A 17,341-nucleotide genomic window follows, 5' to 3' on the forward strand; every position below is an offset into this window, starting at 1 on the left:
GAGACGACGGAGGACGACATGAGCCGGTACGAGGTCGACAGCGCACGGGTCGCCCAGGCGAGCGCGGCGGTGAACGGGTCGGTCACCGCGATCCGGGCGGAGGTCGGCGCCATGATGCGCCACCTCACCGACCTGCAGGCGTCGTGGCGAGGCGGCGCGGCGACGTCCTTCACGGGCGTGATGGCGCAGTGGCAGACCACGCAGAACCAGGTCGAGCTCGCGCTCGACGACATCACGGCCGCGCTCGGCGCGGCCGCCCAGACCTACGCCGACGCCGAGTCCCAGGCCGCGCGGCTGTTCACCACGCGATAGCCGCACCGGGCGACGACGCTCCGCGTCACGCGTCGAGGTGCACGACGGCGAGCGGATCGCCGGCGCGCACGTGGTCGCCGGGACGTACGGGGACGTCGACGACACGGCCGCCGGACGGCGCCAGGACCGGCAGCTCGAGCTTCATCGCCTCGAGCACGACCACGGGTGCGCCCTCGGTGACGCGCCGCCCCGGCGGCGACTCCACGCGCCACACGACTCCGCCCAGTGGCGCGCGCAGCACGACGCGGGACGGGTCGTCGACATCGGTGGAGCCGCCTCGGGCGCCGTCCGTGCCGGTGGCCGCCGCGGCCGGTCCGCCGCGCGCGGTCGCGCGGGCGGGGGACCCGACGAGCTCGCCCGCTTCCGCCCAGGCGGCGGCCTCGCGCTCGAACGCCGCGCGGCGCGCCGCCGCGACCGCGGCGATGTCGTCGGCCTCGCGCGCGAGGAGCGCGGCATGCTCCCGGCCGGAGAAGACCCCGTCCTCGACCGGGACCTCCAGGACTCCCGCGCGCGCCGCCGCGCGACGTTCGCCTAGCTCGTCCGGGTCGACCGGTTCCCACACGATCCGGTCGAAGTATCGGAACAGCCACGGGACGCCCGGGCGGAACGGCGGGCGCTGCACGTGGGCCGACCAGACCGGGACGGTCCGGCCCACGAGCTGGTAGCCCCCGGGGCTCGCCATGCCGTACACGCACAGAAACGCCCCGCCCAGGCCGACCGCGTCCGACGGGGTCCAGGTGCGTGCCGGGGTGTACTTGGTCGTGAGCAGGCGGTGCCGAGGGTCGACCGGCACCGCGAGCGGGGCGCCGAGGTACACGTCGCCCAGCCCGAGGACGAGGTACTCGGCGTCGAGGACGGTACGCCGCACGTCCTCGACGCTCGCGAGCCCGTTGGCGCGCCGGACGAAGTCGACGTTGGACGGCAGCCACGGCGCGTCGGACCGGACCCCGGCCGCGTACCGTTCGACGGCGTCCCGGATCGCCGGGTCGTCCCAGCTCAGCGGCAGGCGGAGCACACGGCTCGGGACCTCGATCTCGGTGCTCGGGGGGAGGTCCACCTCCAGCTCGCGGAGCAGCCCCACCAGGGTGGGTACCGGCAGCACGTCGGGGTCGACGTGCAGGTGGAGCGTGCGCACCCCCGGCGTCACGTCGCGCACCCCGCGCGGAGCCGCCGCCTCGAGCCCTCGCGCGAGAGCGTGGACGCGCAGGCGGTCGTGCAGGTCCAGTCCGCCGCCGCCGTCGTACTCGACGAGCACCGCGTCGTCCGCGCCGCGCAGGTAGCGGACCGCGGGCCGGCCGTCGGCGGGCGACGTCGGCCCGCCCGTGGCGCGGACGTCGTCACCGTCGAACGCCACGGCGTCGCGACCGCGCGCGGCGCGCACCTGCGTCGGGACGCGTGCCGCCGCCCGGGCCGTGTCGTCGCGGCGCAGCCGGTCGGCGCCGTCGTCGTGGACGGTGACGAACCGCACGACGTCGCCGGGCCGCATCTGTCCGAGCTTCCACCGGGAGCCGGCGACGACGGTGAGGGCGCACACGAAGCCGCCGAGGCTGGGCCCGTCCGGGCCGAGCAGGATCGGGGTGTCCCCGCTGATGTTCAGCGCGCCGACCGAGTACGGGTTGTCGAGCACGGTGGACGGATGGAGGCCCGCGTCGCCGCCGTCGGGCCGCGCCCACGTGAGCGGGGGCCCGGCGAGCCGCACGCCCGTCCGGTCGGCGTGCGGCAGGACGCGCCACCACGACGTCCGCAGCCGCCCGAGGGCGGCGGCGGTGAGCGCCGCGGACTGCGGTCCCGTCGTCACCGCGAGCTCCCACGAGTGGCCCATCCGGGGGCGGGCGTCGGGCGGCACCGCACCGGCCGCATCGAGCCCGGGAGCGCTCGCCACCTCCTCGCCCCTGCGACGTGCCGTCCCTGGACCGGTGGTGCGAGGGTGCAGCGCGTCGCCCGCGACGAGCGCGCGCCCGGCCGGGCCGCCGACGGCGCCGAGGACGAAGGTCGCCGCCGACCCGAGGTACTCCGGGACGTCCAGACCGCCCGCCACGAGCACGTACGTCCGCAGCCCGACGGCGTGCGGGGCCCCGACCGCGAGCACGCCGCCCGCGGGGACCGCGACCGGCTCCCACTGTCGCACGGGCTCGCCGTCGACCGTCACCGGCGCAGGCGCCCCGGTGACGCACACCGTCGCCTCGTGGGAGAACCGCAGGGTCGGACCGGCAAGGGTGCACTCGAGCCCCGCCGCGCCCTCGGGGTTGCCGAGCGCGCGGTTGCCGGTCCGGAACGACAGGTCGTCCATCGGACCCGAGGGCGGGATGCCCACGCCCCAGTAGCCCGTGCGTCCCGGCCAGTCCTGGACCGTCGTGAGGACTCCCGGGTCGAGCACGTCGATCCAGGGTGCGGGGTCCCGCACCGTGGCGAGGGTCGCCGTGGTCGCCGTGCCTGCGACCACGGCAGGGTCCGCGAGCGCCGCGCGCAGCAGCGACACGTTCGTCGGGACGCCGTCGACGCCCACGTCGCCCAGCGCGTCGCGCAGCCCCGCGACCGCGGCCTCGTGCGACACGGCGCGCACGACCACCTTCGCGACCAACGGGTCGGCGTGCGGACCGAGCTCGTCGCCCACGCTCGCGCCGGTCTCGACCCGGACCGCGGGCCGCCGGTCCGCGGTGGTGCCGCCGTCGTCCGTCGCCGCGCGCCCGGCCGGGAGGTCGAGCCGCGCGAGCGTGCCCGCGACGGGTTGGCCGTGCCGCACGTCCTCGGCGTAGACGCGCGCCTGCGCCGCCGCCCCCCGGACCGCGGGTCCCGACGGCGGCACGTCGTCGAGCACGGTCGTGTCGCCGAGGGCGAGGCGCAGCATCCAGCCCATCAGGTCGACACCGGTGACCTCCTCGGTCACGGTGTGCTCGACCTGGATCCGCGGGTTCACCTCGAGGAACGTGACCTCGCCGGAACCGACGTCGAGCAGCGCCTCCAGCGTCGCGGCGGAGCGCAGCCCGACGCGCGCCGCGAGGCGACGTGCGCCGTCGTGCAGGGCCCTGCGGACGCCGGGGTCGAGTCCGGGCGCGGGCGCGACCTCGACGACCTTCTGGTGGCGGCGCTGGAGCGAGCAGTCCCGGTCCCCGAGCGAGACCACACGACCCGCGCCGTCGCCGAAGAGCTGCACCTCGAGATGCCGCGCCCGGTCGACGTGGCGCTCGACGAACAACCGCCCGGACGACCCCGGGCGCGACGACTCCCGCCGCCACGCCGCGGCGAGCGCCTCCGCGTCGCGGCACACGTGCACGCCCGTCCCGCCCCCGCCGCCCGCGTCCTTGAGCACGAGCGGGAAGCCGATCTCCTGCGCCCAGCCGAGCGCGTCCTCCAGCCCGCCCAGCACCGGCGACCCGGGCAGCACCCGGAGGCCGCACTCCTGCGCGAGCACCCGGGCGCGCGCCTTGTCGCCGAGGACGCGGAGCTGCTCGGGCGTCGGCCCCGCGAACGCCACACCCGCCGCCTCGACCGCCGCGGCGAAGTCGGCGTCCTCCGCGCGGAACCCGTAGCCCGGGTGCAGGAGGTCCGCGCCCGCGGCGAGCGCCGCGTCGAGCAGCCGGCGACCGTCGTCGTAGGACTCGGCGACCGGAGCGGGACCGATCCGCACCGCCTGGTCCGCGAGCCGGACGTGGCGGGCGCCGCGGTCCGCGTCGGAGTGCACGGCGACGGTGCGCAGCCCGAGCCCCCGCGCGCTGCGCAGCACGCGGCAGGCGATCTCGCCGCGGTTCGCGACGAGCAGCGTGGCGGCCATCGCCCTCCCCGGGCCGGTGCGCGGACGAGGCCGCGCCTCGCCGTCGGACAGAACGGCCCCAGCCTAGAACCCGTCCGTGCCGCCCGGGCGTCGTCCGCACGACGTCAGGTCACCACGTCCGAACAGGCGACCCGGCAGGCCGAACAGGCGATCCCGGCGCGTCGGCCGAGCAGGAGGAGCCCGGACCACCTGTTCGGCGCAGGGCCCTCAGACCGCGAGGGCCATGCGGGAGAGGGCTCGGGCCGCTCGTTCCATGACGACGGCGAGCGACTCGCCCACGTGCAGGTGGAGCGCGGTGCGGGCCTCGGGGAGGCGGTCGGCGAGCGCGAGCTCCAGGATCTCGATGTGCTCGTCGATGGTGATCCGGATGCGCTCGGACTCGACGAAGTCGTACATGCGCACCGCGCGCACCTTCTCGTTGACCTCGACGAGCGCCTCGGTCAGCCGCTCGTTCCCCGCGGCCCGGGACAGCACGGTGTGGAAGCGCTCGTCGAGGAGCACGAAGCTCGGGTCGGGCTCGGGCGGCGCGGCGCGCAGCTCGACCCACCGGGCGAGCTCGTCGCGCAGCGCGTCGGCGTCGTAGCGCAGCTCGGTGTTCTCGATGATGCGCTCGACCCCGCGCAGCTCGAGGGTCACGCGCAGCTCGTAGAGGTCGCGCAGCTCGGCGAGGCTCGGCACGACGACGGCGTACCCGAAGTCGGTGCGCTGGATGAGCCCGTCGGACAGGAGCCGGGACAGCGCCTCCCGCACCGGCGTGCGCGACACCTCGAACCGCCGGCTCAGCTTGGGCTCGGTGAGCCGCTCGCGCGGGTCGACCCGGCCGTTGAGGATCTCGGCACGCAGCCGCGTGTAGACGGCGTCGCGCAGCGAGGTCGCGGCGGGTTCCGGCGCGGTCACGATGTCCATGCGGGGTCTCCTGGTCGTCCGTCCCGTGCGTCGTCGTCCTGCCCTGCCATCATCCCGCACCGCGGCCCCGCAGCGGTGCCGCCGGCACGCCCCACGGATCGACGCGACGTCCCCTACACGGCCATCGCCGCACGGACGCTCTCCTCGGCCGCCTCCCCGCCCGCACCCCGGCTCGTCACGCGCCCGGACTGCAGCACGACGTAGTCGCGCGCGGCGCCGAGCGCGAACCCGACGTGCTGCTCGACGAGCAGGACGGACAGCCCGCCGGCGTCGGTGAGCGTGAGGATCGCGTCCTCGATCTCGGTGACGACGGACGGCTGGATGCCCTCGGTCGGCTCGTCGAGCACGAGCACGCGCGGGCCGGTGATGAGGGCGCGCGCGATGGCGAGCTGCTGCCGTTGGCCCCCGGACAGGAGCCCGGCGCGACGGCCGAGGAGGCCGCGGAGCGCCGGGAACAGGTCGAGCGCCTCGTCGAGGCGCCGCGGCCCTTCGCGCGACGTGTCGGCGACGAGCTGCAGGTTCTCGCGCGCCGTGAGGTCGCCGAACGACTGCTGCCCCTGCGGCACGTACGCGAGCCCGCGCCGCACACGCTGGTGGGTGGGCAGCCGGGTGACGTCCTCGCCGTCGAGCACGACGCGCCCCGACCGGGCCTTGAGCAGCCCGAGCGCGGTCCGCAGGAGCGTCGTCTTGCCGGCGCCGTTGTGCCCCAGCACGGCGGCGACGCCGCCCGCGGGCACGGTGAGGTCGACGTCGTGCAGCACCATCGTCCGGCCGTAGCCCGCGTGCAGTCCCGTCAGCTCGAGCATCACGCCTCCTTCTCGTCGGTCGTCGTGCGCGGCGACGCGTGCGCGCCCTCGGTCGTCGACGCCGAACCTCTCCGTCTGGCGCCGCGGGTCGCGCCCGCGCTGCCGAGGTAGACCTCCTGCACGCGCGGGTCGGCCTGGACCTCGGCGTACGTGCCCTCGGCGAGCACCTGACCCAGGTGCAGCACGGTCACCGAGCTCGCGAAGGCCCGGAGGAAGTCCATGTCGTGCTCGACGACGACCACGGTCCGCTGGGCGCCGATGCGCTGCAGCAGCTCGCCCGTCTGCTCGCGCTCGGCCTGGCTCATGCCGGCGACGGGCTCGTCGAGCAGCAGCAGCCGGGCGTCCTGGACGAGCAGCATCCCGATCTCGAGCCACTGCTTCTGCCCGTGCGCGAGGATCCCGGCCTGGACGTCGCGCAGGTGCGCGAGCCCGACGGTCTCGAGCGCCTGCTCGACGGCCTCGGGCGTCGAGGACCGGCGGCGCAGGAGCGTCAGCGGACCGCGCCGAGCGCCCGCCGCGATGTCGAGGTTCTGCAGCACGCTGAGCTCCTCGAACACGCTCGCCGTCTGGAACGTGCGCCCGACACCGGCCCGCGCGATGCGGTGCGTCTTCCTGCCGAGCAGGTCGACCCCGCCGAACTGCACCGATCCCGACGCCCTGGCGAGACCGGTGATCGCGTCCACGATCGTCGTCTTGCCCGCACCGTTGGGCCCGATGAGGAACCGGAGGTCGCCCGCGGTGACGGTGAGGTCGACGCCCTGGACGGCGACGAACCCGTCGAACTCGACGCGCAGCCCGCGCACCTCGAGGTAGTCGTGCCGGAAGCGCGAGTCGTCGACGCCCAGGACGGACTGCGCGGCCTCGAGGTCGAGCCCGTCGCCCGCGACGCCGGTCTCGAGAAGCGTCTCTCCGGTGCCCGGCACCGGCCCGGTGGGTTGCGTGGTCATGCGGTCCTCCCGGAGGTCGCAGGGTCGTGGTCGACGGCGGTCTGTGGTTCGACCGTCGGGTCGCCGCTGCCCGGCTCACCCGTGCGCGCCGCGCCCGGGCGACTCCCGTCGGAGGTGCCGTCGTCCCCTGGGGCGGGCGCACCGCCGTCGGGCACGGAGCCGCGGCGCGAACGGCGCCACCGCGTGAACAGCTCGGCGAGCCCGCCGGGCAGGAAGGCGACGACGAGGATGAACAGAGCACCCTGGGCGTAGATCCAGCCGGACGGGAACGCCTCGGAGAGGCTCGTCTGCGCCCAGCTCACGGCGATCGACCCGAGCACCGGGCCGAGGAGTGTCGCCCGACCGCCGATCGCGACGCCGATGAGGAACCCGATGGACGGCACGACGCCCACGTCGGCCGGCGAGATGATGCCGACGATCGGCACGAACAGCGCGCCGCCCACCGCGGCCATGAAGGCCGCGACCGCGTACGCGACGACCTTGACCTGCGCCGGGTCGTAGCCGAGGAACCGCACGCGGTTCTCCTGGTCGCGCACGGCGACGAGCAGCTCACCGAACCGCGACACCATGAGCTGGCGCGCGACGGCGACCATGACGAGCAGCGCGCCTGCGGCGAGGAAGAAGAGCATGCGCTTGTTCACCGGGTCCGCGAGGTCGTACCCGAAGAACGACCGGAACCCGTTGAGGCCGTTGGTGCCGCCCGTCGTCGCCTGCTGGCCGATGAGCAGGATCGCGAACGCCGCCGCGAGCGCCTGGGAGAGGATCGCGAAGTACGCGCCGCGCACGCGCCGCGTGAAGACGGCGAACCCGAGCAGCGCCGCGAGACCGGCAGGCACGATCGCGATGGCGAGGATCGTCACGACCGGCGACCGGAACGGCTCCCACCAGCCCGGCACCTCGCCCGAGCCGTACAGCATCATGAAGTCCGGCACGCCACCGGATCCCTCGACCGGCCCGGCGTCGGCAAGCTTGAGGTGCATCGCCATGAGGTAGGCGCCGAGGCCGAAGAACACGCCCTGCCCGAGCGTGAGCATCCCCCCGCGGCCCCACGCGAGGCCGATGCCGACGGCGACCATCGCGAGGCACAGGAACTTGCCGAGCAGGCCGAGCCGGAACGTGGAGAGCGTCGCGGGCGCGACGGCGAACAGCAGGACCGCGGCGACGGCGAACCCGACGATCACGCGGGCGCGTGACGAGCGGTACAGGGCGGAGAGCCGCGACGGGCTCTCGGTGGTGACGGCGCTCATGCGAGGCTCCTCGTCCGGACCGACACGAGGCCCTGGGGTCGCACCTGGAGGAAGACGACGATGACGACGAACACGAGCACCTTGGCGATGCTCGCCGTCGTCGAGTACTCGAAGGTCGCCTGGAGCAGCCCGAGCGCGAACGCCGCGATGACCGTGCCCTTGATCTGCCCGATGCCGCCTGCGACGACGACGAGGAACGCATCGACGATGTAGCTCGTGCCGAGCGTGGGGCCGATGGACCCGAGGAGCGTGAGCGCGACCCCCGCGATGCCGGCGAGACCGGACCCGATGAAGAACGTCAGGCGGTCCGTCGCCCGCGTGGAGACGCCGCTCGCCTCGGCGAGGTCGCGGTTCTGCACGACGGCGCGGATCCGCCGCCCGAGCGGCGTCACCTTGAGCACGACGGCGAGAGCGACGACCGCGACGACCGCGAGCGCGAGGATGAAGAGGCGCGTCTTGGGCACGGCCAGGCCGAACAGGTCGACGGCGCCGCTCAGCCAGGCGGGGGCCCGCACGTCGACGTTCGGGGCGCCGAACACGTCGCGCGCGACCTGCTGCAGCACGAGCGCGACGCCCCAGGTGACGAGGAGCGTGTCGAGCGGCCGCTTGTACATGCGGTGGATGAGCGTCGCCTCGAGGAGCAGGCCGAGCAGACCGCCGACGAGGAACCCGAGCGGCAGCGACACGAGCAGCGAGACGCCGGCGTTGCCGACGACCCCCTGCACGACGAACGCCGTGTAGGCGCCCGCCATCATGAACTCGCCGTGCGCCATGTTGATGACGCCCATCTGGCCGAACGTGAGCGCCAGCCCGAGGGCGGCGAGGAGCAGGACCGAGCCGAGGCTCAGCCCCGCGAAGAGCTGCGAGAACAGCACATCCATGGGCGTCGTGCCTTCCGGTGGGTGCGTAGCAGGACGGGTGACGTGACCGCCGAGGTGGGGGCCGGGGGTGTGCGTGCCGGGTCGTGGCGGGACTGGCGGGAGCCCGCGAGGAACGAGCGGGCGGATGGTAGACCCTGCACGCACACCCCCGGTCCCCGCCGGACTCAGCGGGTCGGGAGCGACGAAGTCGTCAGGAGAGGCCCTCGGCCCAGTCGTAGCCCTCGAGGTACGGGTCGGGCTCGATCGGCTCGCCCGAGCTCCACTCGGTGTAGATGAGGCCGTCGGGGCCGATCTTGCCGATGAGGGCGGTCTTGGCGATGTGGTGGTTGTCGCCGTTCACGGTGACGGAGCCCTCCGGCGCGTCGAACGTGACGCCGTCCGCGGCCTCCTGGACGTCGGCGACGTCGAACGACTCCGCCTTCTCGACCATGCCCTTCCACAGGTAGAGCGACGTGTACGCCGCCTCCATCGGGTCGGACGTCACGCGGTCGGCGCCGTACTTGGCCTGGAACGCCTCGACGAACGTCGCGTTCTCCGGGCTGTCGATGGTCTGGTAGTAGTTCCAGGCCGTGAACTGGCCCTCGACGTTCTCGACGCCGACGCCGCCCACCTCCTCCTCCGCGATCGACACCGACACGACGGGCATGGTGTCCGGGCCCAGGCCCGCGTTCTTGTACTCCTTGAAGAACGCGACGTTGGAGTCGCCGTTGAGCGTGTTGAACACGGCGTCCGCCCCGGCTGACTTCACCTTGTTGACGATCGTGGAGAAGTCGGTGTGGCCGAGCGGCGCGTACTCCTCGCCGAGGACCTCGATGCCGTTCGCCTCCGCGTAGGCGTTGATGATCTTGTTCGCCGTGCGGGGGAAGACGTAGTCGGAGCCGACGAGGAAGATCGACTCGACCCCCTGCTCCTTCAGGTAGTCGAGCGCGGGGACGATCTGCTGGTTGGTCGTGGCGCCGGTGTAGAAGATGTTCGGCGACGACTCGAGGCCCTCGTACTGGACCGGGTAGAAGAGCAGCGAGTCCTGCGCCTCGAAGACGGGGAGCATCGCCTTGCGCGACGCGGACGTCCAGCCGCCGAACACCGCGGCGACGCAGTCGCTCGTGATGAGCTTCTCCGCCTTCTCGGCGAAGACCGTGGGCTCGGACTGACCGTCCTCCTGGACGATCTCGAGCTGCTTGCCGAGCACGCCGCCGTCGGCGTTGATCTCCTCGGCCGCGAGGGCGAGGGAGTCGGCGACGGTCTGCTCGGAGATCGCCATGGTGCCGGACAGCGAGTTGAGGAAGCCGATCTTGACGGTGTCGCCGGAGGTGTCGACGCAGCTCTCGGCGGCGCTGGTCGCGGCGCCCGCTCCGTCGCCGGTCGCCGTCCTCGCGCCGCACGCGGTGAGCGTGAGCGCGAGGGCGACGAGAGCGGCAGCCGGGGCGAGACGGGTCGTGGCGCGTGAAGGTGTCACGAGAGTCCTTTCAGCGAGGGTCGCACAGCGGGAGTTCTCCGCAGGTTTCTCAGCAGGGAGCCGGCGGCCGCCGGGCAGGCGGTCGCTCGCCGCGAGCACCGGGTACAGGCATGTATACGTTGATGTGCCCGTAGCGGTGCCCACTGATGTCGACGCTAGTGACGCCGTGTTTCGGCCGATCTGCCCGTCCTGTTAACGGCACGTGTCACACGGTCACGATCCGGTCACGCGCCCGAGAACGTCTCTCGAGGCAGACTCCCCGGTCGGCCGAGGTAAAGCCCTGGTCTGCCGAGGTAGAGCCTGGGTCTGCCGAGGTAGAGCCGTGGTCGTGGAGCGTTCTCGAACCTCGTCTCTACCTCGCGGGACCGGAGCTCTACCTCGCGACTACGCTCGCCCCGTACTGCTCCGATCCGCCGAGCCCGACGACGCCACGCGTCTCGCGCTCGTGCACCACACCGTGTGGCGCGCGACCTACGCCGACCTCGTGCCCGACTCGTTCTGGCAGACCGCCACCCTCGAGGAACGCACCTCGTCGTGGAAGCGCCGGCTCGGGCCGGAGGCTCCGCCTGGCCGAAGCCGGATCATCGTCGCGGAGGTGGACGACGCGGTGGTCGGGTTCGGCATCGGCGGCCCGTCGCGGGAAGTCGGCGGCCACGCGCCTGTGCGGGACGTCGAGCTGTACGCCCTGTACGTGCTGCCCGAGCCCCACGGGACGGGGACGGGACAGGCCCTGTTCGACGTCGTCGTCCCGCCCGGGCCGGCACAGGTCTGGGTGGCCGAGGAGAACCCGCGCGCGCGGCGCTTCTACGCGCGCAACGGGTTCGAGCCCGACGGGCCTCGGCATGCCGACACCCGCTTCGGCGGGATCGTCGAGCTCCGGTTGGTCCGGTAGGGCGAGGCCGAGGAGCGGCAGCGCGGGGGCGCCAGGTGCAGCGTGCTCATCAACCGATGCCGACCAGGGCTCTCCCTCGGTGGTCTTCCGCGGGTGCGCACGCTCGTCAGGCGGCCGGTGCGGTCGCCGCGCGGCGGGTGGTCGCGCGCAGGGCGGTGGCGAGGAAGCCGGCCGTGAGCGCGACGACGAGGGCCACGCCCACGAGGCCCGCCACGCCGACGAAGATCCCGCCGGCCTCGCCGTAGTCGGCGAGCGGCATCCCCGCGAACGCGTGGTCGCGCGCCGCGTCGGCGAAGCCGACCGACGCGGCCGTCGCCTCGAGGCCGTCCGGCGTGGCCGCCGCGAACGACGACACGACGACCGCGGCGAGCAGCGCGCCCGAGCCGAGCGCGAGGACGGCGCGGCGCACCGCGCCGGCGGGTGCCGCCGCGAGCGACCCGACAGGACGAGGCGAGATCGCTGTACCCGGCGAGGCCGCGGCGTCGGGCACGACGGCGCGGCTCGCCGCGGAGCGCGCCACGCCCTCGACCGCCGCGGCTCCCGGGGCGACGGCGAGCACGAGCCCGACGACGCCAACCGTGATGAGCGCCTCGCCGAGCCCGATCACCGCGTGCACGGAGAGCATCTGGCCGACGAGCTCGCCCACCGGGACCGGCACCGTCCCGCCGACGGCGAACAGCCCGGCGAACACCGCCGCGGACACGGGGACGCTCACAAGCGCCCCGACGCCCGCGGCACCGGCCGCGCCCCGGCCGCGCGTCAGGCGCAGCACCCCGCGCGTCGCCGCCCAGCCGACGAGGGTCCCGACCACCGCCATGAGCAGCACGTTCGTCCCCAGCGCGGTGAGTCCGCCGTCGGCGAAGACGAGGGACTGGACGAGCAGCACGAGCGTCACCGAGAGCACGCCGAGCCACGGCCCGACGAGCGCGGCGGCGAGCGCCCCGCCCATGAGGTGCCCGCTCGTGCCCGCCGCGACGGGGTAGTTGAGCATCTGGACGGCGAAGACGAACCCGGTCGTCGCCGCCGTGAGGGCGATGCGGCGCGGGGTGAGGTCCTCGCGCGCCCGGTACGCGGCGTAGCCGACGGCGGCGAGGGAGACGACGGCGGTCGTCGCCGACGTGGGGTCGTTCAGGAAGTGGTCGGGGACGTGCATGTCAGGCTCCTGTCGTCAGCAGTGTCGTGCGGGGGTCGGTGTGGTCGGTGTCCACGGGTGCGGCGACGCTCGGGGACGGCGTGGCGTCGCGTGGCGGGCCGGCGACTGCGGCCCGGGCCTCCCGAGCCGCCGTCGTCCAGGCCGCCACCACGACGTCGATGCCGGCGTCGTGGGTGCTCGCGCCGAGGTGGCGGGCGACCGCGCCGGGTCCGTCGAGGTCGAGCCGCAGAGGCCCGAAGGGTGCGGACGTCCGCGGCGGTGGACGGCGAGGCGCGGTGGTCTCCTCGGGGACCGAGGCGGGCGCGGGCGGCCGGGTGCCGAGGCACAGCACCGAGTCGACGACGCGAGCGTCGCCGAGGATCCCGGGCAGTGCGCGGTCGTCGCCGAGGTCGAGGTCCTCGACGAAGAGCTCGCGCACGTGCTCCGGCCCTGCCGGGTCGTTCTGCCATGGAGGTCCCGACCCCTCCGGCGCCGCCAACTCACCGGTCCCGCCGACACCACCGGATGTCCGGGTGGCACCCGGCGCCGACACGTCGACGCGCGTGCGCGAGCGCAGCCGCCCTCCTGCTTCTCCGGAGCGGCCCAGGACGAGCGTCTCGCGCAGCAGCGCGGCGCCCCCTGCACCGTGCGCGTCGCCCGCGGCGAGCGCCACGCCCGTGGAGCGCGCGACGTCGGCCCCGTCCGCGACGACGAACGGCAGCGCGTCCCACACGAGGAGGCCGCGGGCGTCGACCCGCACGTCGACGTCCCACGACGCCGACCGGCCGCGCCCGGCGTACGCGACGGTGCCCGACACCTCGACGAGCTCGAGCTCGACGCCCTCCCCCACGTGCACCTCGACCCGCACGTGGTCGCCCCCGAGGAGCAGCGCGCGCGTCGCCACGAGCGCCACCCGCGCGGTGCCGCGCCCCGCGGACAGGACGCGCGGGCTCAGCGCGCCGGGACGCAGGTCGCACCGCACGCGACCCGCCTCCCGGTACGCGCCGACGCGCGTCACGTCGTCCATCGGCGCCTCGCCGCCGTGCCTCAGTCGCGCCCGGCGGCGGCCACCGGCTCGGCCGCGGCGCCGTCGTGCTCGTCGGCGTGGGAGTGGTCGTGCGCGTGCGACGCGTCGCCCTCCTCGTGCGTGTGGAGGAACCCGTTGCCGTCCTCGTCCGCGTGGAAGTGGGGCGCCATCGGCCCCGGATCCTGCGGCACGTGCGCGCCCGCGCGGTGCGCGGCGAGCAGCGTCTGCACCCACGTGGTGAGCGCGTCGATCGACTCGCGGTCGAGGCGCGAGAGGGCGAGCACCGGAGCGCCGTCGCGCGCGGCCGTCGCGTCGAGGACCATCCGCGGCACGTCGACGCCCACGTAGGGCGCGAGGTCCGTCTTGTTGACGACGAGCAGGTCGGCCCGCGCGATGCCGGGGCCGCCCTTGCGGGCGACGTCCCCGCCGCCCGCCACGTCGAGCACGAAGATCTGCGCGTCGACGAGCGCGGGCGAGAACGTGGCGGTGAGGTTGTCGCCGCCCGACTCGACGAGCACGACGTCGAGCGGCGCGAAGTCCTCCTCGAGGTCCTCGACCGCGAGCAGGTTGGCGGTCACGTCGTCGCGGATCGCGGTGTGCGGGCACGCTCCGGTCTCGACGGCGCGGATGCGCTCCGGGTCGAGCACGCCCGCAGAGCGCAGGAAGCGCGCGTCCTCGTCGGTGTAGATGTCGTTGGTGATGACGCCGAGCTGCAGCACGCCGGACAGCTCGCGGCACAGGAGCGCGATGAGCGAGCTCTTTCCCGTGCCGACGGGTCCGGCGACGCCGAGGCGCAGCGAGCGGGTGTCGGGAGTGGTCTCAGGCAGGATGTCAGGCACTGAACAGCCTCTCGGTGGTGCGGGAGTGGAGCTCGGCCCACTGCTCGACGAGCGGTGCGCCGTGCGCGGGGATCGCGCGGGGGTCGGTCAGGTCGGCCACGGCGCGGGCGAGCGCGTCGATCGCGGGCTGGGCGGCGACGACCCAGCCGGTCGCGACGACCGGGTCGACGGGCTCGAGCTTGAGGGTCGCCGCGGCGACGGTCTGCACGTCCTCGTACCCGACGAGGCGCGCGACCTGCCGCGCGGACAGCCCCGCGCACGCGGCCGTCACGCCGAGCACCACAGGTCGTGGAGGTTGCGGCGCCCTGCGGCCCGTCGCCGCCCGGCCGCCCGGGTCTGTTCCGGCGCCCGGCACCGCTCGCGCGGCCGACGTGGCGCCCGCGCCCGGGTCCGGCACCCCGTCGGCACGGGGTGCGTCGGCGACCAGCACCGCCGCCTCGTCCAGCGCGACGACGGCGGGATGCCCCTCCGACAGCCGGCGCAGGAGCCGGAGGTAGCCGCGGCCGAGCCGTCGCGACGTCTCGCGGAGCGCGGACGACGGCGTCCGGGCCGTCCAGGCGAGCCACGTGTCGGCGAGGCCGCGCGCCGCCGACGCGACGCCGTCGGGCACCCCGGCGGACGACGCGCCGCCCGCGGGAGGCGACCCCGCGCCGTCGGGCACAGGACCGGCCGCGAGCGCGACGTGCCGCGCGACGACCGCCGTGGCCGCCTCGACGCGCGTGACCGTGGCGAGACGCGCCCGCACGTAGTCGGGCACCTGCGCCGCGGGCATGCCCGCCCGCAGCGCGGGCTCGAGGCCCGCGGACTGCGTGTGCCCGCCGGTGGGCAGGCGCGCGTCCGCGAGCAGCGCGAGCATGAGCTCCGCGCGTCCCTCCCCGTCGACCTCCGGCATCGCGCTCATGGCTAGAACAGCGAGTAGAGCTGCGCGAGGGGCAGCCGGTCGGCGGGAGCGGGGACGACGAGCTCGCCGTCGACCTCGATCGCGAACGACTCGGGGTCGATGTCGATCTGCGGCAGGTAGTCGTTGTTCCTCATCTGCGCCTTGCCGACGTCGCGCGTGTCCGCGACCGGGAGGAGCTGCCGGGCGAGCCCGAGCCGCTCCTCCAGGCCGTCGTCGAGCGCGGCGGGCGAGACGAACGACATCGACACGTCGGCGCCGATCGCGTCGGCGAGCGCCGGACGCATGAGCACGGGCTGCGGCGACGGGATGGACGCGTTGGGGTCGCCGAGCGCGCCCCACACGAGCGCGCCGCCCTTCATGACGACGCTCGGGCGGACGCCGAAGAGCTTCGGCTCCCACAGCACGAGGTCCGCGACCTTGCCCGGCTCGACCGACCCGACGTACGCGTCGATCCCGTGCGCGACCGCGGGGTTGATCGTGTACTTCGCGACGTAGCGCCGGGCGCGCAGGTTGTCGGCCGGGAGCTCGGGCCCGCGCGCGCCGCCGGGGTGCGCGCCGCGCCGGGCCTTCATGACGTGCGCGACCTGCCACGTGCGCGTGACCACCTCGCCGATGCGGCCCATGGCCTGCGCGTCGGACGACGTGATGGACATGGCGCCGAGGTCGTGGAGCACGTCCTCGGCCGCGATGGTGGTGCCGCGGATGCGCGACTCGGCGAACGCGAGGTCCTCCGCGACCTGCGGGTTGAGGTGGTGGCACACCATGAGCATGTCGAGGTGCTCGGCGACGGTGTTGACCGTGTGCGGGAGGGTCGGGTTCGTCGAGCCGGGGATGACGTTCGGGTGGCTCGCGACGGTGAGGATGTCGGGCGCATGGCCACCGCCCGCGCCCTCGGCGTGGAACGCGTGGATCGAGCGTCCGCCGATCGCGCGCAGCGTCGACTCGACGAACCCGGCCTCGTTGAGCGAGTCGGAGTGCAGCGCGACCTGGAGCCCCCAGTCCTCGGCGGCGCGCAGCGCGGCGTCGATCGCGGCCGGGGTCGAGCCCCAGTCCTCGTGCACCTTGTAGCCGCCCGCGCCGGCCATGGCCTGCTCGCGCAGGCCCTCGGCGCTCACCGTGTTGCCCTTGCCGAGCAGCAGGACGTTCACGGGGAGCCGGTCCAGCGCGCGGTGGATCGCCTCGAGGTGCCAGGCGCCGGGCGTGACCGTCGTGGCCTTCGTGCCCTCGCTCGGCCCGGTCCCGCCGCCCGCGACGGTCGTGATGCCCGTCGCGAGCGCCTCGACCACCTGGGACGGCGAGATGAGGTGCACGTGCGAGTCGATGCCGCCCGCGGTGAGGATCTTGCCCTCGCCGCTCACGACGTCGGTCGACGGGCCGATGTGCAGGTCCGGGTGGACGCCGTCCGCGACGTCGGGGTTGCCCGCGCGGCCGAGCGCGACGATCCGCCCGTCCCGGATCCCGACGTCGGCCTTGACGATCCCCCACCAGTCCAGGACGACGGCGTTGGTGATCACCGTGTCGAGCGCGCCCTCGGCGCGGGTCGTGGTTCCCTGCGCCATCGACTCGCGGATCGACTTGCCACCGCCGAAGACGGCCTCCTCGCCCCCGAACGTGCGGTCCTCCTCGACCTCGATCCACAGGTCGGTGTCGCCGAGGCGCACCTGGTCCCCCGTCGTCGGCCCGTACAGCGCGACATAACGCTCGCGCGAGATCGCGACCATGAATCAGTCCTCCTCGGAAGTGCTCCGCCCGCCGAACCCTGGATCTCTCCCCACGCCTGCGGGGTCCTGGGGAGCGACCCCGGGTTCGACGGGCTCGGTCGGGCGGTCCAGGGCGCCGCCGTCGGGCTTGCCGCGCTGGAGGCCGGGCACGCGGCGTCGGCCCCGGAGGGCGACGGCCTCGACCTCCGCGGACGCGCCGGGCTCGAAGCGGCGCGACGTGCCGGACGGGACGTCCAGCCGGAAGCCGTGCGCGGCGGCGCGGTCGAAGGAGAGCGCGGCGTTGGCGTCGGGGAGGTGCAGGTGGGAGCCGATCTGGACCGGGCGGTCTCCGGTGTTCGTCACGACCAGCGTCACCCGCTCGTCGTCGGTGCGGTCGGCGTTGAGCACGACCGGCACGCCCTCGGTGCCGCGCTTGAGCCGGACCGCGCCCGGGCCGCTCGTACGGATGCCTGCCATGTGTCGCCTCGCTCTCGCTGAGCCTCGTGCGTGCGCCGGACCGGTC

Annotated in this window: 15 protein-coding genes; 2 read left to right on the forward strand and 13 right to left on the reverse strand. The window is 74.7% G+C overall.

The window, feature by feature from the left end; translation table 11 throughout:
• The first annotated feature begins 18 nt into the window (after positions 1-18).
• Positions 19-312, forward strand: coding sequence for a WXG100 family type VII secretion target (locus tag GJV82_RS00625; protein ID WP_047232478.1), 294 nt, complete (start codon positions 19-21; stop codon positions 310-312).
• Between the two features lie 25 nt (positions 313-337).
• Here GJV82_RS00625 and uca read toward each other — a convergent pair whose 3' ends face one another.
• The 7 genes from uca to urtA all read right to left on the reverse strand — a co-directional run bounded on the left by uca (position 338) and on the right by urtA (position 10,327).
• Complete coding sequence (uca, locus tag GJV82_RS00630; RefSeq protein WP_155097873.1) at positions 338-4,084, reverse strand: urea carboxylase; 3,747 nt, start codon at positions 4,082-4,084, stop codon at positions 338-340.
• Between the two features lie 207 nt (positions 4,085-4,291).
• Positions 4,292-4,990, reverse strand: a complete 699-nt coding sequence (locus tag GJV82_RS00635; RefSeq protein ID WP_155097874.1) for a GntR family transcriptional regulator — start codon at positions 4,988-4,990, stop codon at positions 4,292-4,294.
• Positions 4,991-5,103: 113 nt separating this feature from the next.
• Positions 5,104-5,796 (reverse strand): urea ABC transporter ATP-binding subunit UrtE, encoded by a 693-nt coding sequence (urtE, locus tag GJV82_RS00640; RefSeq protein WP_155097875.1) that lies wholly within the window; start codon positions 5,794-5,796, stop codon positions 5,104-5,106.
• Positions 5,796-6,743, reverse strand: a complete 948-nt coding sequence (gene urtD, locus GJV82_RS00645; RefSeq protein ID WP_155097876.1) for an urea ABC transporter ATP-binding protein UrtD — start codon at positions 6,741-6,743, stop codon at positions 5,796-5,798. The genes urtE and urtD overlap by 1 nt, the downstream gene beginning before the upstream one ends.
• Positions 6,740-7,990, reverse strand: coding sequence for an urea ABC transporter permease subunit UrtC (gene urtC, locus GJV82_RS00650; RefSeq protein WP_155097877.1), 1,251 nt, complete (start codon positions 7,988-7,990; stop codon positions 6,740-6,742). Before urtC ends, urtD begins: the two co-directional genes overlap by 4 nt.
• The gene (gene urtB / locus GJV82_RS00655) at positions 7,987-8,871 is read right to left on the reverse strand and encodes an urea ABC transporter permease subunit UrtB (protein ID WP_155097878.1); all 885 of its coding nucleotides are present in this window, start codon (positions 8,869-8,871) and stop codon (positions 7,987-7,989) included. Before urtB ends, urtC begins: the two co-directional genes overlap by 4 nt.
• 190 nt (positions 8,872-9,061) lie before the next feature.
• Positions 9,062-10,327 (reverse strand): urea ABC transporter substrate-binding protein, encoded by a 1,266-nt coding sequence (gene urtA, locus GJV82_RS00660; protein WP_318657127.1) that lies wholly within the window; start codon positions 10,325-10,327, stop codon positions 9,062-9,064.
• Positions 10,328-10,772: 445 nt separating this feature from the next.
• On the opposite strand from urtA, the gene GJV82_RS00665 reads away from it, so the two are divergent.
• Positions 10,773-11,219 (forward strand): GNAT family N-acetyltransferase, encoded by a 447-nt coding sequence (locus tag GJV82_RS00665; protein WP_318657128.1) that lies wholly within the window; start codon positions 10,773-10,775, stop codon positions 11,217-11,219.
• A gap of 106 nt (positions 11,220-11,325) precedes the next feature.
• Here the strand turns inward: GJV82_RS00665 and GJV82_RS00670 are convergent, their stop codons facing one another.
• From GJV82_RS00670 to ureB, 6 genes are read right to left on the reverse strand one after another with little or no spacing between them, the layout of a single operon-like run.
• Positions 11,326-12,372 (reverse strand): energy-coupling factor ABC transporter permease, encoded by a 1,047-nt coding sequence (locus tag GJV82_RS00670; protein ID WP_155097879.1) that lies wholly within the window; start codon positions 12,370-12,372, stop codon positions 11,326-11,328.
• Position 12,373: 1 nt separating this feature from the next.
• On the reverse strand, positions 12,374-13,378 hold the full coding sequence (locus tag GJV82_RS00675) for an urease accessory protein UreD (RefSeq protein ID WP_155097880.1): 1,005 nt from the start codon (positions 13,376-13,378) through the stop codon (positions 12,374-12,376).
• Positions 13,379-13,398: 20 nt separating this feature from the next.
• Positions 13,399-14,217 (reverse strand): urease accessory protein UreG, encoded by an 819-nt coding sequence (ureG, locus tag GJV82_RS00680; RefSeq protein ID WP_396039546.1) that lies wholly within the window; start codon positions 14,215-14,217, stop codon positions 13,399-13,401.
• Positions 14,210-15,118, reverse strand: coding sequence for an urease accessory UreF family protein (locus GJV82_RS00685; RefSeq protein ID WP_225872960.1), 909 nt, complete (start codon positions 15,116-15,118; stop codon positions 14,210-14,212). The genes ureG and GJV82_RS00685 overlap by 8 nt, the downstream gene beginning before the upstream one ends.
• A gap of 2 nt (positions 15,119-15,120) precedes the next feature.
• Positions 15,121-16,839: an urease subunit alpha gene (locus GJV82_RS00690; RefSeq protein ID WP_225872961.1), complete on the reverse strand. Its 1,719-nt coding sequence runs from the start codon at positions 16,837-16,839 to the stop codon at positions 15,121-15,123.
• A gap of 3 nt (positions 16,840-16,842) precedes the next feature.
• Positions 16,843-17,295 carry an urease subunit beta gene (ureB, locus tag GJV82_RS19750; RefSeq protein WP_225872962.1) on the reverse strand — a complete coding sequence of 151 codons (453 nt, stop codon included), beginning with the start codon at positions 17,293-17,295 and terminating at the stop codon, positions 16,843-16,845.
• Positions 17,296-17,341: the final 46 nt, after the last annotated feature.

The organism is Cellulosimicrobium composti, assembly GCF_009711085.1.
Taxonomy (GTDB): Bacteria; Actinomycetota; Actinomycetes; order Actinomycetales; family Cellulomonadaceae; genus Cellulosimicrobium; species Cellulosimicrobium composti.